The organism is Salibaculum halophilum (genome assembly GCF_002094885.1).
Lineage (GTDB): Bacteria > Pseudomonadota > Alphaproteobacteria > Rhodobacterales > Rhodobacteraceae > Salibaculum > Salibaculum halophilum.
On record NZ_MSIT01000014.1, the window covers coordinates 1 to 21,847 of the forward strand.

General features: G+C 68.2%; 23 protein-coding genes, 1 tRNA gene and 1 pseudogene. 19 read left to right on the forward strand and 6 right to left on the reverse strand.

Translation table 11 applies throughout. The features are described 5' to 3' along the window. Nucleotides 1–140, forward strand: a 140-nt coding sequence (locus BU124_RS15190; RefSeq protein WP_143529952.1) for an integrase core domain-containing protein, incomplete at its 5' end; no start/stop codon positions are given. Nucleotides 141–180: 40 nt separating this feature from the next. On the opposite strand, the pseudogene BU124_RS15025 reads toward BU124_RS15190, so the two are convergent. The 6 genes and pseudogenes from BU124_RS15025 to glmU form a co-directional block, all read right to left on the reverse strand. Next, nucleotides 181–564, reverse strand: a pseudogene (locus BU124_RS15025) (phage integrase central domain-containing protein); the annotation flags it as partial. An 82-nt stretch (nucleotides 565–646) separates the two neighbouring features. Beyond that, nucleotides 647–721 (reverse strand) — tRNA-Glu (locus BU124_RS10195). 65 nt (nucleotides 722–786) lie between these two features. Next, entirely contained in the window at nucleotides 787–2,565 is a 1,779-nt protein-coding gene (recJ, locus tag BU124_RS10200) for a single-stranded-DNA-specific exonuclease RecJ (protein ID WP_084863403.1), read from the reverse strand. Nucleotides 2,566–2,599: 34 nt separating this feature from the next. After that, complete coding sequence (locus BU124_RS10205; RefSeq protein WP_425442463.1) at nucleotides 2,600–3,244, reverse strand: nucleoside/nucleotide kinase family protein; 645 nt, start codon at nucleotides 3,242–3,244, stop codon at nucleotides 2,600–2,602. Between the two features lie 13 nt (nucleotides 3,245–3,257). Next, on the reverse strand, nucleotides 3,258–5,075 hold the full coding sequence (glmS, locus tag BU124_RS10210) for a glutamine--fructose-6-phosphate transaminase (isomerizing) (protein WP_084863407.1): 1,818 nt from the start codon (nucleotides 5,073–5,075) through the stop codon (nucleotides 3,258–3,260). Continuing rightward, entirely contained in the window at nucleotides 5,075–6,430 is a 1,356-nt protein-coding gene (gene glmU, locus BU124_RS10215; protein ID WP_084863409.1) for a bifunctional UDP-N-acetylglucosamine diphosphorylase/glucosamine-1-phosphate N-acetyltransferase GlmU, read from the reverse strand. The genes glmS and glmU overlap by 1 nt, the downstream gene beginning before the upstream one ends. A gap of 119 nt (nucleotides 6,431–6,549) precedes the next feature. On the opposite strand from glmU, the gene BU124_RS10220 reads away from it, so the two are divergent. The 18 genes from BU124_RS10220 to nuoG all read left to right on the forward strand — a co-directional run bounded on the left by BU124_RS10220 (nucleotide 6,550) and on the right by nuoG (nucleotide 21,843). After that, nucleotides 6,550–7,212 (forward strand): HAD-IA family hydrolase, encoded by a 663-nt coding sequence (locus BU124_RS10220; RefSeq protein WP_084863411.1) that lies wholly within the window; start codon nucleotides 6,550–6,552, stop codon nucleotides 7,210–7,212. Nucleotides 7,213–7,292: 80 nt separating this feature from the next. Beyond that, nucleotides 7,293–8,498 (forward strand): DegT/DnrJ/EryC1/StrS family aminotransferase, encoded by a 1,206-nt coding sequence (locus tag BU124_RS10225; protein WP_084863413.1) that lies wholly within the window; start codon nucleotides 7,293–7,295, stop codon nucleotides 8,496–8,498. After that, nucleotides 8,495–8,899: a hypothetical protein gene (locus BU124_RS10230; protein WP_084863415.1), complete on the forward strand. Its 405-nt coding sequence runs from the start codon at nucleotides 8,495–8,497 to the stop codon at nucleotides 8,897–8,899. Before BU124_RS10225 ends, BU124_RS10230 begins: the two co-directional genes overlap by 4 nt. 783 nt (nucleotides 8,900–9,682) lie before the next feature. Next, nucleotides 9,683–10,363: a glutathione S-transferase family protein gene (locus BU124_RS10235; RefSeq protein ID WP_084863417.1), complete on the forward strand. Its 681-nt coding sequence runs from the start codon at nucleotides 9,683–9,685 to the stop codon at nucleotides 10,361–10,363. A 75-nt stretch (nucleotides 10,364–10,438) separates the two neighbouring features. Next, a complete protein-coding gene (locus BU124_RS10240) occupies nucleotides 10,439–10,942 on the forward strand; it encodes a DUF6653 family protein (protein WP_084863419.1) in 504 nt (167 codons plus the stop codon). A 293-nt stretch (nucleotides 10,943–11,235) separates the two neighbouring features. Then, nucleotides 11,236–11,601, forward strand: a complete 366-nt coding sequence (locus tag BU124_RS10245) for an NADH-quinone oxidoreductase subunit A (protein ID WP_084863422.1) — start codon at nucleotides 11,236–11,238, stop codon at nucleotides 11,599–11,601. Next, complete coding sequence (locus tag BU124_RS10250; RefSeq protein WP_084863424.1) at nucleotides 11,592–12,209, forward strand: NuoB/complex I 20 kDa subunit family protein; 618 nt, start codon at nucleotides 11,592–11,594, stop codon at nucleotides 12,207–12,209. Before BU124_RS10245 ends, BU124_RS10250 begins: the two co-directional genes overlap by 10 nt. Before the next feature lie 11 nt (nucleotides 12,210–12,220). Then, nucleotides 12,221–12,832 (forward strand): NADH-quinone oxidoreductase subunit C, encoded by a 612-nt coding sequence (locus BU124_RS10255; RefSeq protein ID WP_084863427.1) that lies wholly within the window; start codon nucleotides 12,221–12,223, stop codon nucleotides 12,830–12,832. Further along, nucleotides 12,832–14,049 (forward strand): NADH-quinone oxidoreductase subunit D, encoded by a 1,218-nt coding sequence (locus tag BU124_RS10260; protein WP_179141902.1) that lies wholly within the window; start codon nucleotides 12,832–12,834, stop codon nucleotides 14,047–14,049. Before BU124_RS10255 ends, BU124_RS10260 begins: the two co-directional genes overlap by 1 nt. Next, a complete protein-coding gene (locus BU124_RS10265; RefSeq protein ID WP_245831665.1) occupies nucleotides 14,046–14,315 on the forward strand; it encodes a hypothetical protein in 270 nt (89 codons plus the stop codon). Before BU124_RS10260 ends, BU124_RS10265 begins: the two co-directional genes overlap by 4 nt. 33 nt (nucleotides 14,316–14,348) lie before the next feature. Further along, on the forward strand, nucleotides 14,349–15,380 hold the full coding sequence (nuoE, locus tag BU124_RS10270; RefSeq protein WP_084863431.1) for an NADH-quinone oxidoreductase subunit NuoE: 1,032 nt from the start codon (nucleotides 14,349–14,351) through the stop codon (nucleotides 15,378–15,380). 174 nt (nucleotides 15,381–15,554) lie between these two features. Beyond that, nucleotides 15,555–16,256, forward strand: a complete 702-nt coding sequence (locus tag BU124_RS15030) for an NADH-quinone oxidoreductase subunit E (protein ID WP_245831666.1) — start codon at nucleotides 15,555–15,557, stop codon at nucleotides 16,254–16,256. A gap of 131 nt (nucleotides 16,257–16,387) precedes the next feature. Continuing rightward, nucleotides 16,388–17,032: a hypothetical protein gene (locus BU124_RS10280; protein ID WP_084863434.1), complete on the forward strand. Its 645-nt coding sequence runs from the start codon at nucleotides 16,388–16,390 to the stop codon at nucleotides 17,030–17,032. A 7-nt stretch (nucleotides 17,033–17,039) separates the two neighbouring features. Further along, nucleotides 17,040–17,270, forward strand: coding sequence for a DUF5337 family protein (locus BU124_RS10285; protein ID WP_084863436.1), 231 nt, complete (start codon nucleotides 17,040–17,042; stop codon nucleotides 17,268–17,270). Between the two features lie 37 nt (nucleotides 17,271–17,307). Further along, the gene (gene nuoF / locus BU124_RS10290) at nucleotides 17,308–18,585 is read left to right on the forward strand and encodes an NADH-quinone oxidoreductase subunit NuoF (RefSeq protein WP_084863438.1); all 1,278 of its coding nucleotides are present in this window, start codon (nucleotides 17,308–17,310) and stop codon (nucleotides 18,583–18,585) included. A gap of 91 nt (nucleotides 18,586–18,676) precedes the next feature. Beyond that, the gene (locus BU124_RS10295) at nucleotides 18,677–19,147 is read left to right on the forward strand and encodes a DUF3291 domain-containing protein (protein ID WP_084863440.1); all 471 of its coding nucleotides are present in this window, start codon (nucleotides 18,677–18,679) and stop codon (nucleotides 19,145–19,147) included. Nucleotides 19,148–19,240: 93 nt separating this feature from the next. Continuing rightward, on the forward strand, nucleotides 19,241–19,654 hold the full coding sequence (locus tag BU124_RS10300) for a DUF5333 domain-containing protein (RefSeq protein ID WP_084863442.1): 414 nt from the start codon (nucleotides 19,241–19,243) through the stop codon (nucleotides 19,652–19,654). A 170-nt stretch (nucleotides 19,655–19,824) separates the two neighbouring features. Beyond that, nucleotides 19,825–21,843, forward strand: coding sequence for an NADH-quinone oxidoreductase subunit NuoG (gene nuoG / locus BU124_RS10305; protein ID WP_084863527.1), 2,019 nt, complete (start codon nucleotides 19,825–19,827; stop codon nucleotides 21,841–21,843). The last annotated feature ends 4 nt before the right edge of the window (nucleotides 21,844–21,847 follow it).

Here is a 21,847-nt window from a genome sequence, read left to right on the forward strand (position 1 = left end):
CACAGGTCGAGTGGGAGACCCTGCACTGGGTCAGCTGGTACAATACGGAGCGGCTACACAGCGCCATCGGCCACCGGCCGCCGCAGGACGTGCAGGATGAGTTCCAGGCAGAGATGAATGCTCTTGAACACGCCGCCTAAGTTCTGAACAAAAATGCCTCTCGGAAACCCGGGGCGTTTCAAGGTGCGTCGGATTGGGTTCTTGGAGACTGGCATAAAAGGCCGGCACGTCAGCCCAGGCCATGGCGGGGATATTCTTGGGCTTGTGTCGAGACTTTCCCAGCAACGCCTTGGCTTTCTCGGTCGCTTGCCGATCCACGTCCAAGCCTAGAGCCGCAGCGTGGCGCATCACGATCGAGACCCGGTTCAGCGCCTTTCGGGCCGTATCAGACTTGGTGTTCCAGATTGGCGCCAGGGTGTCGCGAATGTCGCGCTGGTCGAGATCCGTCACCGGAACTTTGCCCAGCTTGGGCAGGACGTGCAGGGTCAGAGGCGAAAGCCACCGCCCGGCCGAGCCTTCGTTCTTCAGTTCAGCTTTGCGGGCCTTGAACGCATCCTCCGTGAGCACCGCCAGCGAAAAAAGCGTTGGACCACCGATCCACCTGTCACCCGCCGGTGCCCACGAATACCAAAATTATTGGATTACATGGCAGCCCGTAGGGGAATCGAACCCCTCTTTCCAGGTTGAAAACCTGGCGTCCTAACCGATAGACGAACGGGCCACTGGGTCAGTGAGGCGGTGTGTAGAAAAACCCCGGGGGGGACGCAAGAGGATTCGTGCGCTTTTTTACCGCGCTGGCGCGGCGTCCTCGAGGCGCAGCTGGGGGCTGCGGCGGCCTTTCCAGGTGTTGATTTCGAGCCGTCCCGCGAGGTGGAAGCGGGCCCCGTCGCGGGCCGTCAGCGCCGCCCCCAGCGGCCCGTCCATCGCACCGAAGGCGATGGCGTCGACCCGGGTGCCCAGACCGTCGCCGAAGGTCACCTTCAGGTGGCCGGTGCCCACCGGCCTGGCATACTGGATCTGGCAGTCCGCGAAGGCGAAGCGCGGGGCCGGGGCGCCCGCGCCGAAGGGGCCGGCCTGCTCGATCTGTTCGACCAGCTCGACCGTGGCGGCCCCCGGCATAAGCACCCCGTCGAGCGCGAGGTCGGCGGGCCCGAGCGCATCCGCCCCCTGCCGGGCGAGCAGTTCGGACAGCCGCGCCATGGCGTCCTCCAGCCCATCGCGCGCCACGGTCAGGCCCGCGGCCATCCGGTGCCCGCCGCCCTTGAGCAGCAGCCCCTCGGCCGCGAGCCGCTGGATCGCCGCGCCCAGGTCGATGCCCGAGACCGAGCGGCCCGATCCCTTGCCCTCCTCGCCCTCCAGCCCGATGACGATGGCGGGGCGGTTGGTGCGTTCCTTGAGCCGCGCGGCGACGATACCCACCACGCCCGGGTGCCAGCCTTCGCCCGCGGCCCAGACCAGCGGGGCGTCCAGCCCGCGCGCCTCGGCCTGCGCCAGCGCGGCGGCGCGGACTTGTTCCTCCAGCTCGCGGCGGTCGGTGTTCAGCTCGTCGAGTTTCGCCGCCATGGCCTCGGCCTCCCGCGGGTCGGCCGTGGCCAGCAGCCGCGCGCCGAGGTCGGCCTGGCCGATCCGCCCGCCCGCGTTCACCCGCGGCCCCAGCACGAAGCCCAGGTGATGGCTGCCCGGGGCGCTGTCGAGCCGCGCGACATCGGCCAGCGCCACCAGCCCCGGGCGCTGGCGCCGCGCCATGACCGTCAGCCCCTGGCGCACGAAGGCGCGGTTGACCCCCTGCAAGGGGGCCACGTCGGCCACGGTGGCCAGCGCCACCAGGTCCAGCAACGCCATGAGGTCGGGGCCGGATTGCCCGGCGGCGCGGCGCTGGCGCGTCACCTCGACGAGCAACAGGAAGACGACCCCGGCCGCGCAGAGATGGCCCAGACCACCGTCCTCGTCCTGCCGGTTGGGGTTCACGACGGCCAGTGCGGGGGGCAGCGTCTCGCCGCCCTGGTGGTGGTCGAGCACCAGCACGTCCGTGTCCGCGGCCGCGGCGATGGCGTCGTGCGACAGGGTGCCGCAATCGACGCAGACGATCAGGTCGTGATCGCGGGCCAGTGTCCGCATTGCCGGTGCATTGGGGCCAAACCCCTCGTCGATTCGGTCGGGCACGTAGAGCGTGGCGGACCGCTGCAAATCGCGTAGCCAGCACAGCAGCAGCGCCGCCGAGGCGCCGCCGTCGACGTCGTAATCGGCGAAGATCGCGATGCGTTCGCCCGCGTCCACGGCCCGCACCAGCCGTGCCGCCGCTTCCTCCATGTCGCGCAGCACGCGCGGGTCGGGCAGCAAGTCGCGCAGCGTGGGCGAGAGGAAGGCCTGCGCCTCGCCGGCCGTGACGCCCCGCGCCACGAGGATGCGGCACAGCGGCAGGGGCAGGGCGGTATCCTGGGCCAGTCCCTGTGCGAGGCGGTCGGCCTCGAGTCCCGGTCCGACCCAGCGCCGCCCGGTCAGGGAGGCCCCGACCCCGAGAAACGCCGCTGCCGACCCGTCGGCAATATCTCGTGAAATGTTCATTGATAGCCACTATATGCGGACTGGCCGCGAGTCGCTATGGCTCATCTACCGTCTGGCCATCGGGCGTCAGCACGATATCAGCGGGAAGCGCGCGAGCGACGACGGCCTCGGCATTGGGAATGTCGTTGGCCTCGGCGCGGCGGGTGGCGGTGGCACTGGTATGCCCCAGCTTGAGCCAGCGCTGGATCAGCCGCGCGCGCAGGTCCTGCAGCGGCACCTCCAGCCGCACCGACAGCGACCAGATCGGCGCCAGATTGAACCAAGGCGGCGCATCGAACAGCAGGTAATTACCCTCGATCAGCACGACCTCGGCCTCGGCGGGAATGACTTGCGCCCCGGCCACGGCCAGGTCGCGGGCGCGGTCGAAGACCGGGGCGATGACCTCGGTGCGTTCGCGCAGACGCTGGACAAGGTGCAGGAACCCGGCGCTGTCAAAGGTCTCGGGCGCGCCCTTGCGCGCCAGCAGGCCACGCGCGCCCAGAACGTCATTGTCCAGGTGGAAGCCGTCCATCGGCACCACGCGGGTGACGCATTTCTGGGCGTTCAGCCGCCGGGACAGTTCCTCGGCCAGGGTCGACTTGCCACTGCCCGGCGCCCCGGCAACGGCGACCAGCAGTCGGCGGCCCTCGCCGCGCATGGCGTGGACACGCTCGGCCAGGATATTGATCTGCGGCGTCAGGTCGGGCACGGGATCACTCCACGGTCACGGATTTGGCCAGGTTGCGCGGCTGATCGACATCGGTGCCGCGCGCCAGGGCGGTGAAGTAGGCCAGTTGCTGGGCCGGAACCGCATAGAGGATGGGCGCGAGCAGCGGATCGACGGCGGGCAGGATCAGCGTCTCCCAGACGCCGTCGCCGGCGATCTCGGCGCCTTCGCGGTCGGTGATCAGCAGCACCTTGCCGCCGCGGGCCATGACCTCCTGCGTGTTCGAGACGGTCTTGTCGAAAAGCGCGTCGCGCGGGGCCATGACGATGACCGGCACCTTGTCGTCCACCAGTGCGATCGGGCCGTGCTTGAGTTCACCTGATGCATAAGCTTCGGCGTGTATATAACTGATTTCCTTTAATTTTAGCGCGCCTTCATGGGCTAGCGCATACATTGGGCCACGCCCCAGGAACAGGATGTCGCGCGCCTCGGCCAACTGGCGGGCCAGCCGCTGCGTCTTTTCCTCCTGGCCCAGCGCGACGTTCATCAGCCCCGGCAGCCCGCGCAGGTTCGCGATATGACCCGAGAGACCCTCGGCGCTGATCCGGCCCCTGTCCTGCGCGGCCTTGAGCGCGAGGGCCGCCAGCACCGTCAGCTGGCAGGTGAAGGCCTTGGTCGAGGCGACGCCGATCTCGGCGCCGGCAAGGATCGGCAGCGTCAGGTCGCTTTCCCGCGCGATCGAGCTTTCGGCGACATTCACGATCGAAACGATGCGGTCGGCCTTGCCCGTGCAATAGCGCAACGCGGCGAGGGTATCGGCCGTCTCGCCCGACTGGCTGACGAAAAGCGCCACGGTCCCGGCGCCGACGGGCGGCTCGCGATAGCGGAACTCCGAGGCCACGTCGACCTCGACCGGGATGCCCGCCAGTTGCTCGACCCAGTACTTGGCGGTCAGGCAGGCCAGGTAGGCGGTGCCGCAGGCGACCATGACCAGCCGCTGGACACCGGAAAAGTCCATCCCCGGCTCGGGAAGGGTGATGGCGGCATCGTTGAAGTAGTAATTAAGCGCCGAGGTCAGCACCGTGGGCTGTTCGGCAATCTCCTTGGCCATGAAATGCCGGTGCCCGGCCTTGTCGACCAGCGCCGCGTCGCGCTGGATCGTCTTGACGGGGCGGTCGGCCAGTTGCCCGGCGCCGTCGCGCACCTCAAGGCTGGTGCGCGTGACGACGGCGATATCGCCTTCCTCGAGGTAGGTGATCCGGTCGGTCATGGGCGCCAGGGCGATGGCGTCTGAGCCGACGAACATCTCACCCGCGCCGTGGCCGATGGCCAGCGGGCTGCCCCGGCGCGCGGCCACCAGTAGGTCGTCGGCGCCCTCGAAGAGAAAGCACAGCGCATAGGCGCCTTCCAGCCGCGCGAGGGTGGCCTCGGCCGCGGCGCGCGGGTCCAGCCCCCGGTCGAGGTGATGCTGGGTCAGCAGCGCCACTGTCTCGGTGTCGGTTTCGGTCTGGTGGTCGATGCCCAGCCCGCCCAGTTCATTGCGCAGGGTGCGGAAATTCTCGATGATGCCGTTGTGGACAACCGCGACACGCCCGGCACCGTGGGGATGCGTGTTGGTCAGCGTCGGCGCGCCATGGGTGGCCCAGCGGGTATGGCCGATGCCGGCCTTGCCGGTCAGGGGGTCGTGCACCAGCAGGTCCTGCAGGTTGACCAGCTTGCCCACGGCCCGGCGCCGGTCCAGCACGCCGTTGTTCACGGTCGCGATCCCGGCGCTGTCATAGCCACGATACTCCAGCCTTTGCAGCGCGTCCACGAGGATCGGCGCCGCTTCGTGTTTGCCGAGGACACCCACAATTCCGCACATTACTGACTGTCCTTGTCGCGTCTTGCCTTCATGGCCTTTAACTTTTCGAACATCCGGCGCGCGAGGCCCGCCTTGTTGACCTGCCGGGACCGGCCCAGCGCCAACGCGCCGTCGGGCACGTCCTCGGTGACGACAGTGCCGCTGGCGGTCATCGAGTCGTCGCCCAGTGTCACCGGCGCAACCAGCATCGTGTCGGACCCGACGAAGACGTTGCGCCCGATGGTCGTGCGGTGCTTGAAGACGCCGTCGTAATTGCAGGTCACGGTACCCGCGCCGACATTCGTCCCCTCGCCCAGCTCGGCGTCGCCGATGTAGGTCAGGTGGTTGACCTTGGCGCCGGCGTGGATCTGCGCGTTCTTGATCTCGACGAAATTGCCGATGCGCGTGTCCTCGGACAGTTCCGCGCCCGGGCGCAGCCGCGCATAGGGGCCGATTACCGCGCCGCGAGCGACGTGGCAGCCCTCGAGGTGGCTGAAGGCGCGGATCGTGGCGCCGTTCTCGATCGTCACACCGGGGCCGAAGACGAGGTTCGGCTCGAGCAAGCTGTCCGGCCCGATCGCGGTGTCGAAGCTCAGGTGTACCGTCTCGGGGGCCAGCAGCGTCACGCCCGCGGCGATCAGCTCGGCGCGGGCCCGGTCCTGGTAGACGGCATTGGCCCTGACCAGCGCGGCCGGGGAATCGACGCCGAGGGTCTCGGCCTCGTCGCAGGTCACGACAGTGGCCGAAAGCCCGCGCGCCCGGGCCAGACCGACGACGTCGGTGAGGTAGTATTCGCCGCTGGCGTTGTCGTTGCCCACCGCCTCCAGCAGCGAAAACAGGGTGGCCGCATCCGCGGCGATAACGCCGGAATTGCACAAGGTGATGGCCTTTTCCCGGTCGGAGGCATCCTTGAATTCCACAATGGCCTCAAGGGATTGGCCGTCCATCCTCAGACGGCCGTAGCGGCCGGGATCGGCGGCCTCGAAGCCCAGGACGACGATATCATGCGTGGCGCGGGCGGCCTGCATGGCGGCCAGCGTCTCGGGGCGGATGAAGGGCGTGTCGCCGTAGAGCACGATCACGTCGCCGTCGAACTCCGCCAGGGCCGCGCGACACTGGTCGACCGCGTGACCGGTGCCCAGTTGCTCGGCCTGGTGGGCCAGTTCCACCTGCGGGTCCCAGGCGCTGGCCGCGGTCGCGACCGCCTCGGCTCCGTGGCCGGTGACGACAATGGTGCGCGCGGGGCTGATGGCCGCGCCCGCCCGCAGCGCGTGCACCAGCATCGGGGCCCCGGCAACCTCGTGCAGAACCTTGGGCCGGTCCGATTTCATCCGCGTGCCCTTGCCCGCGGCCAGAACAACCAGTGCTGTGGCCATGCCGCCCCTTGTTTTCGTGTTCGCAGCCCTTGTACCGCCCACAGTCTGCTTCGCAAGGCGGGGGGCTTCACATCGCGTGTCGTCGGGTTACAGAAGGCGAAACCTTGCCGGAGACTGCCATGCGAACCGTGATCTTCGACCTTGACGGCACCCTGGCTGATACCAGCGGCGACATGGTGGCGGCGGCCAATGTCTGTTTGCGCGCCTTCGGGCCGGGCGCCTGTCTGGACCCGGTGGCCGATGCGGCCACGGCCATGCGCGGCGGGCGGGCCATGCTGACGCTCGGCCTGTCGCGTGTCGGGTGGCGCGACCCGGCCGAGGTGGACCGCCTCTATCCGCGGTTCCTGTCGCATTACGCCGCCGCGCTCGACCTGCAGACGCGGCTCTTCCCCGGCGTGGCCGCGGCGATCGAGGCGCTGCGCGCGGCGGGCTACGGCGTCGGGGTCTGCACCAACAAGCCCGAGGCGCTGGCCGATCGGCTGCTGACCAGCCTCGGCGTGCGGGGCCTGTTCGCCTCGCTTGTCGGGGCCGACACGCTGTCCACGCGCAAGCCCGATGCGGCCCCCTACCTTGCGGCTGTTGACCGCGCCGGCGGGCGGCCCGAACGGTCGCTTCTGGTCGGCGACACCGTGACCGACCGCGACACCGCCCGCGCCGCCGGGGTGCCGGTGATCCTCGTCACCTTCGGCCCGCACGGGCAGGCGGTGCGCGAGATGGGCGCGCAGGGGCTGATCGACGGCTACGACGCGCTGGGCGCCGAGGTCCGCCGGTTGATCGGTTGAGGAGGGGCGCGACGGCGCCCTTGACGGCCCCGAATGACGCGCCCATTGACGGCCCGCGCACCACCCCGCACAAAAGGCGAATGGAAGAGGTTTTCACGGGCACGTTTACCCAGCAAGAGCCGATCCCCGAAGCGGGGATCGCCGCCGCCGTCGCGGTCATGCGCCACGGACGGCTGCACCGCTACAACACGACGCCGGGCGAGGTGCCCGAGGTCGCCGCCCTGGAGGAGGAATTTGCCGCCTCGGTGGGGGCGGCCTATTGCCTGGCCGTGGCCTCGGGCGGCTACGCGCTGGCCACGGCCCTGCGGGCCTGCGGGGTCGGGCCCGGGGATCGTGTCCTGACCAATGCCTTCACGCTGGCGCCGGTGCCCGGGGCCATCGCCAGCCTCGGCGCGCAGCCCGTCTTCGTGGGGGTGACCGAGGGCCTGGTGATCGACCTCGACGATCTGGCCGCCAAGGCCGGGCAGGCCGATGTGCTGCTGCTGTCGCATATGCGTGGGCACATCTGCGACATGGACCGGCTGGTGGCGCTCTGCGAGGCCCATGGCCTGACCCTGATCGAGGATTGCGCCCATACCATGGGGGCGCACTGGCGCGGTCGGCCCACCGGGTGCTGGGGCCGCATGGGCTGTTTCTCGACCCAGACCTACAAGCACATGAACTCGGGCGAGGGGGGCTTGCTCATCTCGGACGATGCCGAAGCTATGGCCCGGGCGATCCTGCTGTCGGGGTCCTACATGCTGTTCGACCGGCACCGCGCGGCGCCCCCGCCCGAGGCCTTTGCGCAGCTGAAATACGACACGCCCAACGTCTCGGGCCGGATGGACAACCTGCGCGCGGCGATCCTGCGCCCGCAACTGGCCGATCTCGACCGGCAATGCGCCCGCTGGAACGCGCTTAACGCCGCTGTCGACGCGGGCTTGGCCGAGGCACCGGGGCTGACCCGGATCGACCGGGTCGAGGCGGAGGGCTTCGTCGCCTCGTCCTACCAGTTCCTGTTGCTGGACTGGCCGGGTGACGCCATCGACGCCGTGCTGGCCCGCTGCGCGCGCCGCGGGGTCGAGCTCAAGTGGTTCGGCGCCGCGGAGCCGCAGGGCTTCACCAGCCGCTACGACAGCTGGCACTACGCCCCCGCCACGCCGATGCCCGAGACTGACCGGGTGCTGCGCGGCCTGATCGACATGCGCCTGCCGCTGACTTTCACCCCCGAGGATTGCGCCCAGATCGCCCGGATCATCCGCGCCGAGGTCGGCGCCGTCTGGCAGGCGGGGGTCGCAGCCCAGTGACGGGGCCCGAAGCGGAGGCGGCGCTGCGCGCGGCGCTGGCGCGGCTGGGACAGCCCGACCCCGGAACAAGCCCGCCCGATCCGGCCGAGGGCCCCGAGGACTGGCTGTTCGAGACGGTCTGCGCGATCACCCGGACCATGGCGCAGGAGGCCGAGGCCGCGACCCGGACGACGCGGCCCCGCCGGTTGGGATCGCCTCGCCCGACGATCGACGACGACTACAGCCGCCGGACCTGGATCGAGGCGCATGAGCGGCTGATGGGCCACCTGCGCCGGGATTGGGGCGCGCGGCTGCATCACCGCTACCGCGAGATGCTGGCGCGCTACCCGCTGACACCGCGGGAACGCGCCAATGCCCGGCGCCTCGATTTGTCCGGGTTCGGCCTGACGGAGGGTGAGTGACGCGGGCCGGGGCGCCGGGTCAACGATCGGCCCTGGACCGGGCGCCCGTGGCATCGACCCGGGCGGGCCCGTCGGCCGCCGCTCGCGCCCGGCGGCGCCGGGCGCATCGCCCCGCCCGCCATCCCGGTGACTGGCCACCACTGCCGGGTTGCGCGCAGACATTGGGCGCGTTGCGGGTGGGCGGGTCCTGCAGTGGGTTGAGGGTGCCACGGTGTCGGGCGGGCGATGCGCAGCACAGCGGTGGCGATCGGGCCGCGGACCTGTGCGGATCGCACACGCGCATGTCCGCGGCGGGCCGGCGGCGCATGGATTAACCGGGACGATGCGCTGGATTGCCCGATGGGCATGGGCGGGGTGAACGGCGCCGCCACAGCGCGGGGCAACGCGGCGTGCTTTTGCAAGCGGCGCATGGGGATGCGGACGCCAGGAATAGTTTCCCGGCCGCCGAAGCTGCCGCGACTGCATTAAAACAGGGGTCCTGGCGCGCCTGCGCAGGCCTGCCGCGGGACACGCGCGTTCGGCCGTCAGGCGACCTGACGCGGTGGCGCGATACTGTTCGCGCCGCGCGTTGGAAACACGGCGGGCGCATCGGGCCGGTCACGACGGCCCGCGATCCGCCATGGCGACAGTGTCTCGGTCCGCACAGCGGAACAGGCAGGAGAGCACGCGGGGCGATCCGCTGGACCGGGCCGCCGGCGCGGGTTGCATCGGCGCCGTCATGGTGCAGGCTGAGGCACGGTTCATCGCGGGCACCGCGGTGATCGAACCGGAAAGGGATGCGCCATGATCCGCCTGCACCATTGTCACCAGACCCGGTCGATGCGCACGCTCTGGCTGCTGCACGAACTGGAAGTCGACTTCGAACTGGTGCTCTATCCCTTCGACGAGACCCTGCGCGGCGACGCCTATCGGATGCTCAACCCGCTGGGCCGCGTGCCGGCGCTGGAGATCGAGGGCGAGGTCATGACCGAGACCGGCGCCATCGCCGAATACCTCTGCGAGACCTTTCCCGAGGCCGGGCTGGGCCGCCCGCCCGGCGACCTGGACCGGATGGACTGGCTGGTCTGGGTGCATTTCGCCGAGACCATCAGCCAGCACACCGCCGCGCTGACCCAGCAGCATGTCGCGCTCTTCGACGACTCCATGCGCTCGCCCACGGTGATGAAGCTCGAGGCGCGGCGGCTGGCCAAGTGCTATGACGTGATCGAGGCCCGGCTCTCGACCCCGGTGGAGAACCGCGACTACCTGCTGACCTCGGGCTTTTCGGCAGCCGATATCGGGGTGGGGCAGGCCGTCTACATGGCCCGGCATTTCGTGACGCTGGACACTCACCCCGAGCTGGCCAAGTGGTACGCGCGCATCACCGACCGCGATGAATTTCGCAAGGCGCTGCCGCCCGAGGACGAGGGCAACCGGCTCTACGCGCAGGATTTCTACCCGCCCTGGGACAGTCCGCGTGGTTGAGTGACCGGCGGCGCCGGGTTACGGAGACGGGGCGTGATCGGGGGCCGGTTTCGCAAACGGCAGGAAAGGTCCGTCATGAGCGATCTCTACCGCACGGCGGAACGTCTCATGGGCATGTCGGGCGGCGACTGGACGCGGCATGCGAACCCCTGGTCGGTCTATACCCGTTTCACGACGCTGCCGCTTTTGGCGCTGGCGATCTGGTCGCGCGCCTGGATCGGCGGCTGGGTTTGGGGCGCGGTTGCGCTGGCGCTGGCCTGGATATGGATCAACCCGCGGGCTTTTCCGGCCCCTGACCGTCTCGACGGCTGGGCGGGGCGCGGGGTGCTGGGCGAACGCGTCTTCCTGACGCGCCGCGCCGAGGTGCCCGGCCATTTTCGCGGCTGGGCGCTGGGGCTGTCGCTGGCCTCACTCGCGGGGGGTGTTATTCTTGGCGCGGGGCTGTGGTGGCTGGCGCTGGACTGGGTGATCGGCGGCCTGATCGTCGCGATGGGCGCCAAGGCCTGGGTCTTCGACCGCATGGTCTGGCTGTATGATCAATGGCTGCAGACGCATGGCAAGGCGTTGGGCGAGGTGTGACGCCCTCGTGACGGCGGCGCGAACCGCAGCACTCCGATCGTAACGCGGTCGTGTGTCATGACGCTGGCGACCCTCGGCCTTAGGGTCCTTGGCCGCAAGGGCGATGGCCGGTCACCTGTCGCCAAGTCCGGTCGGGCGACGGGGGCGAATCGCGGTAAAGTTTCGCCGGTTCGGCTGGTCATGGCGTTGACCACCCCCGGTCACGGGGATACATCACTACTAGAGTGGAGCACGGGCCGCCACCAACCTACGCGCGACCCGCACCGCCATGTAACGCCGAAGGGAGCTGCCGCGTGGAAGAGTTTCTCAGGGAATACCTGCCCATCATCGTCTTCCTGGGCCTGGCCATCGGTCTGGGACTGGTCCTGATCCTCGCCGCCGTGGTGCTGGCGGTGCGCAACCCCGACCCGGAGAAGGTCAGTGCCTACGAATGCGGCTTCAACGCCTTCGACGACGCGCGCATGAAGTTCGACATCCGCTTCTACCTGGTGTCGATCCTGTTCATCATCTTCGATCTGGAGGTGGCGTTCCTGTTTCCCTGGGCGGTGGCCTTCGCCGACATTTCCATGGCGGCCTTCTGGTCGATGATGGTGTTCCTGGTCGTGCTGACGGTGGGCTTTGCCTACGAATGGAAGAAAGGGGCTCTGGAATGGGAGTGACCGACGACAAATCGCTGGTGACCGAGGTGCAGGGTGACGGCCAGCAGGAGGCGCGGGTCAAATCCGCGCCCTCGGTCAAGGCGCCCTTCGACGCCGAGGCGCCCGGGGCCGATACCGATGTCGCCACGCAGGACCTGAACAAGCAGTTGCAGGACAAGGGGTTCCTCGTGGCCTCGTCCGAGGACCTGATCAACTGGGCGCGTACCGGCAGCCTGCACTGGATGACCTTCGGGCTGGCCTGCTGCGCGGTCGAGATGATGCATTCCTCGATGCCGCGCTATGACGCCGAACGATTCGGGATCGCGCCGCGCGCCTCGCCGCGCCAGTCCGACGTCATGATCGTGGCCGGCACCCTGACCAACAAGATGGCGCCGGCCCTGCGCAAGGTCTACGACCAGATGCCCGAGCCGCGCTATGTCATCTCGATGGGGTCCTGCGCCAACGGCGGCGGCTATTACCACTACAGCTATTCCGTCGTGCGCGGTTGCGACCGCGTGGTGCCCGTCGATATCTACGTGCCGGGCTGCCCGCCCACGGCCGAGGCGCTGCTTTACGGCATCCTGCAACTGGCCCGCAAAATCCGCCGCACCGGCACCATCACCCGCTAAAGGCGCCCCGCATGACCGAAGCCCTCAAGGATCTTGGCACCCATATCGAGCTCAAGCGCAGCGATTGCGTGCTGGGCTGGCAGATCACCCGCGGCGAGCTGACCGTGGACGTGGCGCCGGCGAACATCGCCGGCTTTGTCGAGTTCCTCAAGACCGACGCGACCTGCAAGTTCTCGACGCTGGTGGATATCACCGCGGTGGACCATCCCGGCCGGGCCAAGCGGTTCGACGTGGTCTATCACTTCCTGTCGATGTACCAGAACCAGCGTATCCGCCTGCGCGTCGGCCTCCACGAGGATGACGTGCTGGCATCGATCACAGATGTGCACCCCTCGGCTAACTGGTTCGAGCGCGAGGTCTTCGACATGTTCGGCATCCTGTTTTCCGGCCATCCGGACCTGCGCCGCATCTTGACCGACTACGGCTTTCGCGGGCATCCCCTGCGAAAGGATTTCCCGACCACCGGCTACACGGAAGTGCGCTACGACGAGGTCGAAAAGCGCGTCGTCTACGAACCCGTCAACCTGGTGCAGGAATACCGCCAGTTCGATTTCATGTCGCCCTGGGAAGGCGCGGATTACGTGCTGCCCGGCGATGAAAAGACCGAAGGATCGGCGAAATGATGGACGGCTCCAAGTTTGACGACGCCCAGACGGGCGAACAAAAGATCCGCAACTTTAACATCAACTTCGGGCCGCAGCACCCGGCGGCGCACGGCGTGCTGCGCATGGTGCTGGAGCTTGACGGCGAGATCGTCGAGCGGGTGGACCCGCATATCGGCCTGCTGCACCGCGGCACCGAGAAGCTGATGGAAAGCCGGACCTACCTGCAGAACCTGCCCTATTTCGACCGGCTGGACTACGTCGGCACGATGAACCAGGAACACGCCTGGTGCCTGGCGATCGAGAAGCTGTCGGGCGTCGAGATCCCGCGCCGCGCCTCGCTGATCCGGGTGCTTTACTGCGAGATCGGCCGCATCCTGAACCACCTGCTGAACGTGACCACGCAGGCGATGGACGTCGGCGCGCTGACCCCGCCACTCTGGGGGTTCGAGGCGCGCGAGGACCTGATGATCTTCTACGAACGGGCCTGCGGCGCGCGGCTGCACGCGGCCTATTTCCGCCCCGGCGGCGTGCATCAGGACCTGCCGCCCAAGCTGATCGACGATATCGAGGCTTGGGCCGAGAGGTTCCCCAAGGTCGTCGACGACATCAGCGAGTTGCTGACCGAGAACCGCATCTTCAAGCAGCGCAACGTCGATATCGGCGTCGTGACCGAGCAGGATATCCAAGACTGGGCCTATTCGGGCGTCATGGTGCGTGGCTCGGGCCTGGCCTGGGACCTGCGCCGCGCGCAACCCTATGAATGCTATGACGAATTCGACTTCCGGATTCCGGTGGGCAATAACGGCGACTGCTACGATCGCTACCTCTGCCGCATGGAGGAAATGCGCCAGTCGGCCCACATCATGCGCCAGGCCTGCGCCAAGCTGCGCGAGCCGGAAAACCAGGGCGACGTTCTGACCCGCGGCAAGCTGACCCCGCCGACCCGGTCGGACATGAAGACCTCGATGGAGGCGCTGATCCATCACTTCAAGCTTTACACCGAGGGGTTCCGCGTGCCCGAGGGCGAGGTCTACGCCTGCGTCGAGGCCCCCAAGGGCGAGTTCGGCGTCTACCTTGTGTCGGATGGCACCAACAAGCCTTACCGCGCCAAGATCCGCGCCCCGGGCTACCTGCACCTGCAATCAATGGATCACCTCGGGTCGGGCTACCAGCTGGCCGACGTGTCGGCCATTCTCGGCTCGCTCGACATCGTCTTCGGCGAGGTCGACAGATGATCCGCGCCGCGGCCGTGCTGGCACTCGTGACGGCCGCCCCTGCGCTGGCCCGGCAGCAGGCCGACGCCGAGGACGTGGCGGCCATGACGCGGGCCATAGAGGACGCCGGCTGTGTCGTCACCGTTGAAAATGGCGACGCGATCATGGCGGCCTCGGGCCTGTCACCCGACGAGGTGACCGCGGTCATCGCCCGGCTTCATGCTTCGGGCGCGCTGGCCCTGCGCGAAGACGGCTCTGCCGAACTGACGAACGAGACCTGCCCGTAACGGGCGGCCAAGACACGGAAAGACGCCAAGACAATGCTCCGCCGTCCGCACCACGACCAGCCCGAAAGCTTCGAATTCACGCCGGCCAATCTGGCGTGGGCAAAAGCGCAGATCACCAAGTATCCCGAGGGCCGCCAGGCCAGCGCGATCATCCCGTTGCTGTGGCGCGCGCAGGAGCAGGAGGGCTGGCTGTCGCGCCCGGCCATCGAATACGTGGCCGACATGCTGGACATGGCCCACATCCGCGCGCTGGAAGTGGCCTCGTTCTATTTCATGTTCCAGCTCAAGCCCGTGGGCAGCATTGCCAACATACAGATCTGCGGGACCACCTCCTGCATGATCTGCGGCGCCGAGGATCTGGTCGGCGTCTGCCGCGAAAAGATCGCCGACAAGCCGCACACGCTGTCCGAAGACGGCCGCTTTTCCTGGGAAGAGGTCGAGTGCCTGGGCGCCTGCGCCAATGCACCCATGGCCCAGATCGGCAAGGACTACTACGAGGACCTGACAGCCGAACGCATTGCCGAGATCATCGACGACCTGGCCGCGGGCCGGGTACCGACGCCGGGACCTCAGACCGGCCGCTTCGCGTCCGAGCCGCTCAAGGGGCTGACATCGCTGACGGATTTCGACTCCGGGCACTACGCGCACAACGCCAGCGTCGATCTGGCCGTGGCGCAGGAAGACACCGTCAAGCGGATCGATGGCACCGAGGTGGCGCTGACCACGCCCTGGCTGGATGACGGCGATGCCGACAGTCCCGCGACCGCGCGTGCCGATACCAAGCCGCACGAGGCCGGGGCGGCGACCGGCGGCGAGGCAGTCGCCGAGGCCGAACCTGAAACCTTGAGCGCTCCGCGCGGGGGTGCGGCCGACGATCTCAAGAAGATCGGCGGGGTCGGCCCCAAGCTGGAGGCCACGCTCAACGACCTCGGCTTCTGGCATTACGACCAGATCGCCGCCTGGGGTCCGGCCGAGATCGCCTGGGTCGATGCCCGCCTGAAGTTCAAGGGCCGGATCGAGCGTGATGATTGGGTCGCGCAGGCCCGCAGCCTGGCAGAAACCTAGGGAAGACGGCCGGCCCGGCGTGGCCGGAATGCCAGCATCGTGCCGGCGGGGTGGCCAATACCCTTATCAAGCCGGGCCACAGAGCCTAGTCTGTCGTTAGGGACGGTGGGCAATCCGCCGGCCACGCCCACGGCCCGGCCGACGGGCTGTCACGACAGGGAAAGGAATTCATAAATGACGCAGAACTCAAACGGATCGATCTTCGCGATCGCCATCGCGCTGCCCTGCGGGGCCGCGGCCGCCGCGATCGCCTTTTGGGCGATTTCCTTCGGGGGCTTCCTGTCGCTGGTGACGGGGGCCGTCGTTGCCGGTATCGTCTGGTGGCTGCTGGCCCGCGATGACGCGCCGATGGCGCAGGGCATGACGCCGCCGTCGGCGCAGACCGGCCCGGCCTCCTCCGATCCGGAACCCGATGCCGCGGCGGCTTCGCCTTCGGCGGCTGCGGTTGCCCCGGCCCAGCCCGAGCCAGACCCCGCGCCCGCGCCGGACCCGGTGCCCGATCCGACGCCGATGCCCAAGCCCGACGCGGAGGCCGTCTTGGCGGCCGGAGCGTCGGCGGACACCGACAGCGCTTCAGACACCGGCGCGGCGGCCAAGCCCGAGATGCTGAGCGCGCCGAAAGCGGGCGGCGCCGACGACCTCAAGCAGATCAAGGGCGTCGGGCCCAAGCTGGAACAGCTACTCAATTCCATGGGGGTCTATCACTTCGACCAGATCGCCGGGTGGACGACAGAAGAGATCGCCTGGGTCGACGAGAACCTTCAGGGCTTCAAGGGCCGTGTCTCGCGCGATGACTGGGTCGCCCAGGCCCGGGTCCTCGCCGAGGGGGGTGCGACAGATTTCTCGGACAAGGTGAAAAAGGGCGACGTCTATTGAAAGATGGATGCTGCGGTGCAACAATTGAGATGCCCGGCGTGACGTGGGCCTCTTATTGAGCACCGATCGGGGAGGATCGGCGCGTTACATGCAACAGGGCCCGCCGTGCGGGTCCGGAAAGGATGTCTGCGATGTTCTCCTCCGAAAGTCTTTCAACGCTGCCGGGCGCCATGGTGCGCCTCGGCGTCCAGTCTACCGCCCCGGCGGCGGCCCTTCTGGCCAGCCAGACCAGCATGGTGAAATGGGCGGTCGCGCCCGCCATGGTCGCGCTGCGCCCGGCGCGCGGGCAGGTTGGCCCTGTAACATCCGCCCCCGCTGCCAAGACGCCGGCGGCCAAGACCGCCCGTCAGTCGCCGGACGATCAGCCCGAGGCCCCGGCGGCCGAGGCGTCGGCACCCGCGGCCAGGGCCGACGCGCCGCAGGCCGCGGCCGCGACGCAACCGGCGAAACCGGCTGCCAAGCCGGCGGCCCGCAAGACCCCCGCGAAACCGGCGGCAAAGGCCGATGCGAAGACGTCGTCTGCCAAGACGACCGGGGCGAAGCCGTCGGGGGCCAAGAAGACCGCCGCCAAGCCGTCGGGGGCCAAGGTGTCGGCGCCCAAGCAGACCGGCGAAACGCCGGCGGCACCGAAAGAGCCGAAGGCGTCCGCGAAAAAGGACGCCGCCTCGAGCCAGACAGTGGAAAAGACCGCTTACACGCCTAAGTCCAAAACCAAGGGCGGGTCGGTGACGCTTTCGGCCATGCCCGAGCCGGACAAGACGACAGACAACCAGTAGGGCCACCTTGGCAGACCCCGAGCACGAGACGGACCGCGCGGAAATCGCCGCCACGGGGCGGCGTATCGCGCTGGTCATGATCGCCTCGGCGCTGCTGTCGGTCTTTGCCCCGGCGATAACGAGTGCAGTGGGCCTCGCCCCGCGATTTGCCGTTCTTCTGACGCTCTTCGCACTGGCGGGGTTCATTTGGTGTCTGGCTGTCACTTACAAACTCTGGCAGAAAACCAGGCAGAAATGACGGTGCCCCGCGCCGGGGCCGGATAGGGAACGCGCCGATGCTTGCAGACAAAGACCGCATTTTCACCAACCTCTACGGGATGCACGACCGCACGCTGAAGGGCGCGCAGGCGCGCGGCCACTGGGACGGCACCGCCGCGATCCTGCAGAAGGGGCGCGACTGGATCATCGACCAGATGAAGGCCAGCGGGTTGCGCGGGCGCGGCGGCGCGGGCTTTCCCACGGGGCTCAAGTGGTCCTTCATGCCCAAGGAAAGCGACGGGCGCCCGGCCTACCTCGTGGTCAATGCCGACGAGTCCGAGCCGGGCACCTGCAAGGACCGCGAGATCATGCGCCACGATCCGCATACGCTGATCGAGGGCTGCCTGATCGCCAGCTTCGCGATGAACGCGCATGCCTGCTACATCTACATTCGCGGCGAATACATCCGCGAGCGCGAGGCGCTGCAGGCCGCCATCGACGAGGCCTACGAGGCCGGTCTGCTTGGCCGCAACGCGGCCCAGTCGGGCTGGGATTTCGACCTCTACCTGCACCACGGCGCCGGGGCCTACATCTGCGGCGAGGAGACCGCGCTGTTGGAATCGCTCGAGGGCAAGAAGGGCATGCCGCGGATGAAGCCGCCGTTCCCGGCCATGGCCGGGGTCTACGGCTGCCCGACCACCGTGAACAACGTCGAGTCCATCGCCGTTGTGCCGACGATCCTGCGCCGCGGACCGGAATGGTTCGCGGGCATGGGCCGGCAGAACAACGCGGGCACCAAGATCTTTGCCATCTCGGGACATGTGAACAATCCCTGCGTTGTCGAGGAGGAAATGAGCATTTCCTTCGAGGAGCTGATCGACCGGCACTGCGGCGGCGTGCGCGGCGGCTGGGACAACCTCAAGGCGGTGATCCCCGGCGGCTCCTCGGTGCCCTGCGTGCGCGGCGAGAACATGAAAGACGCGATCATGGATTTCGACGCGCTCAAGGACAAGGGCTCCAGCATGGGCACGGCGGCGGTGATCGTGATGGACAAGTCCACCGACATCATCAAGGCGATCTGGCGTCTTGCCGCCTTCTACAAGCACGAAAGCTGCGGGCAGTGCACCCCTTGCCGCGAGGGCACCGGCTGGATGATGCGCGTGGTCGAGCGCCTGGTCCAGGGCGAGGCCAGCGTCGAGGAGATCGACATGCTCTGGGACGTGACCAAGCAGGTCGAGGGCCACACCATCTGCGCTCTGGGCGATGCCGCCGCCTGGCCGATCCAGGGCCTGATCCGCAACTTCCGCGACGAGATCGAGGATCGCGTCAAGGGCCGCGCCATCGCCGCGCAGTGAGGGCCAGTAGATCGATTGGATGGGGCGGCATCGCGCCGCTCTTTTCAATTTGCCGGATATCGGGCACTTTTGAGGCGGAGGAGATGGCCCCATGCACCTTGCCGAGCTTAATGTCGGCCGCCTGCTGGCCCCCACCGACGATCCGCTGGTCAAGGAGTTCATGGACAACCTCGACCGGGTGAACGGCCTGGGCAAACGGATGCCGGGCTTCGTCTGGATGATGGAAGGATCGGGCGCGCCGGGCACGGGAAACACCGAAAACGCCATCGGCGATGATCCGCAATTCGTCGCCAACCTGACCGTCTGGGAAGACGCCGCCAGCCTTGAGCGGTTCGTTTTCGGCACCCTTCACAAGCAGTTCTACGACCGCCGTGCCGAGTGGTTCGAGGTGATGGGCGATCAGCATTTCGTCATGTGGTGGGTGGACGAGGGCCATCGCCCGACACTGGACCAGGGGCTGGACCGGCTGGACGATCTGAAACGGAACGGCCCCAGCGACCGGGCCTTTGGTTGGGCCGACCTGCCGCGGGCCGAGATGTGGAAGCGCCGGAAGTGCGCCTGAATCCGCCGGTTCGGGCCGGATCGGGACCGGGCTATTGAATATCACCGGCCCAGGGGCGAGGGGTGCGGTGCAACGTCGCGAAGGTGCCCTGTTATGCCTGCTGACCCGCCCCGCCGCCCCGGCGCCGCACTGGCGCTGATCCTGACGCTCGCTGCCGCGCCGGTGGCGGCCAAGCCGCCGCTGAGCGAGGTCGACAAGATCACCGAGGGGCTGATCGCCACCGGCATCGCCTACGAGATCAGTGAGGTCTGCGCGGACCTGTCGCCGCGCCGGCTGCGGGGGTTCGGGTTTCTGATGTCGTTGCGCCGGCACGCGCTTGATCTGGGCTACAGCCGCGCCGAGGTCGACGCCTATATCGACAACGATGCCGAGGCCGACCGGCTGGAGAGCATCGCCCGCACCCGACTGGCCGAGAAGGGCGCGGTCGAGGGCGATCCGGCGAGCTATTGCCGGGTCGGCCGGCGTGAAATGGCCGCCGACAGCCGCATCGGGCGACTACTGCGCTAGGGTAAATTTCTGATTGAAAAGATCAGGTAAGGGCGCGGTCAGCGGGGATTTTTCCCGGCCTTTTTGGCCGGTTCCCGCTGGCATACTATATTGTGTCACGTTAGAACGCACCGTAACCGCCCCGGCCCGGTGACGGCCGGCCGGGACGCAAAGGCGATAGGGAAATGCCCATGTCCGATCTGCGCAAGGTCATCATCGACGATCACGAAATCGAGGTTGAGGGGGCCATGACCCTCATCCAAGCCTGCGAAGAGGCCGGCATCGAGATCCCGCGCTTCTGCTATCACGAACGCCTGTCCATCGCCGGAAACTGCCGCATGTGCCTCGTCGAGGTCGTGGGCGGCCCGCCCAAGCCCGCCGCCTCCTGCGCGATGCAGGTCAAGGACCTGCGCCCCGGCCCCGAGGGCCAGCCCCCGGTGGTGAAAACCAACTCGCCCATGGTCAAGAAGGCCCGCGAGGGGGTGATGGAGTTCCTGCTCATCAACCATCCGCTGGATTGCCCGATCTGCGACCAGGGCGGCGAGTGCGACCTGCAGGACCAGGCCATGGCCTACGGCGTGGATTTCAGCCGGTACCGCGAACCCAAGCGCGCCGTGGACGATTTGGACCTCGGCCCGCTGGTCGAGACGCACATGACGCGCTGCATTTCCTGCACCCGCTGCGTGCGTTTCATCACCGAGGTTGCCGGCATCCCAGAGCTGGGCCAGATCGGCCGCGGCGAGGATGCCGAGATAACCAATTACCTGGACAAGACGCTCGACAGCAACCTGCAGGGCAACATCATCGACCTGTGCCCGGTGGGCGCGCTGGTTTCCAAGCCCTATGCCTTCACCGCGCGGCCGTGGGAGCTGACCAAGACCGAGTCGATCGACGTAATGGACGCCATGGGGGCCAGCATCCGTGTCGACACCAAGGGCCGCGAGGTCATGCGCTTTCTGCCGCGCAACCACGACGGCGTGAACGAGGAGTGGATTTCCGACAAGACCCGCTTCGTCTGGGACGGGCTGCGGCGCCAGCGGCTGGACCGGCCCTACGTGCGCGAGAACGGCAAGCTGCGTGCCGCGACCTGGCCAGAGGCGCTGTCCGTCGCCGCCGCGAAGATCAAGGGCGCGCGCAAGCTGGCCGGGCTGGTCGGTGACCTGGCCCCGGTCGAGGCCGCCTATGGCCTCAAGCAATTGATCGAGGGGCAGGGCGGTGTCGTCGAATGCCGCACCGATGGTGCGAAGCTGTCCGCCGGCAATCGTTCGGGCTATGTCGGCACCGCGGCGATCGAGGACATTGACGACGCGAAGTTCATCCAGCTGATCGGCACCAACCCGCGCGACGAGATGCCGGTGCTCAACGCCCGCATCCGCAAGGCCTGGCTGAACGGGGCCGAGGTCGGCGTCGTGGGCGCGCCGGTGGACCTGACTTACGACTACACCCACGTGGGCACCGACCGCGCCGCTCTGGAAAGCCTGCTGGACAGGGATCACGGGGCCGTGAAAGAGGCGCCGAGCCTTGTCATCGTCGGCCAGGGCGCCCTGCGCGAGGCCGATGGCGCCGCCGTTCTGGCGGCTGCCATGAAGCTGGCCGAGGACACCGGGTCGGGCCTGTTGGTGCTGCATACGGCCGCAGGCCGCGTCGGCGCGATGGATGTGGGCGCGGTTGCCCCGAACGGCATGGCCGATGTCGAGGGGGCCGACGTGGTCTACAACCTTGGGGCGGACGAGGTAGAGATCGGTAAGGGGTCGTTCGTGATCTACCAGGGCAGCCATGGCGACCGCGGCGCGCATCGCGCCGATGTCATCCTGCCCGCGGCCGCCTACACCGAGGAACAGGGCCTGTTCGTCAACACCGAAGGACGCCCGCAGCTGGCCCTGCGCGCCGGTTTCGCGCCGGGCGAGGCCAAGGAGAACTGGGCGATCCTGCGCGCGCTCTCGGCCGAGGTGGGCGCGACCCAGCCCTGGGATTCGCTGGCCCAACTGCGCCAGGCTCTCGTAGCCGAGGTGCCGCACCTGCAGCAGGTGGACGAGGTGCCGCAAAACGCCTGGACGCCGCTCGCGCCCGGCGCGCTGGGGTCGGGAGATTTCCAGAATGCGATCAAGGACTTCTACCTGACGAACCCGATCGCGCGGGCCAGCGAGCTGATGGCGCAGTTGTCGCACGAGGCCAAGGCCCGGGCCGAGGCCCCCATGGCGGCGGAGTAGCGGC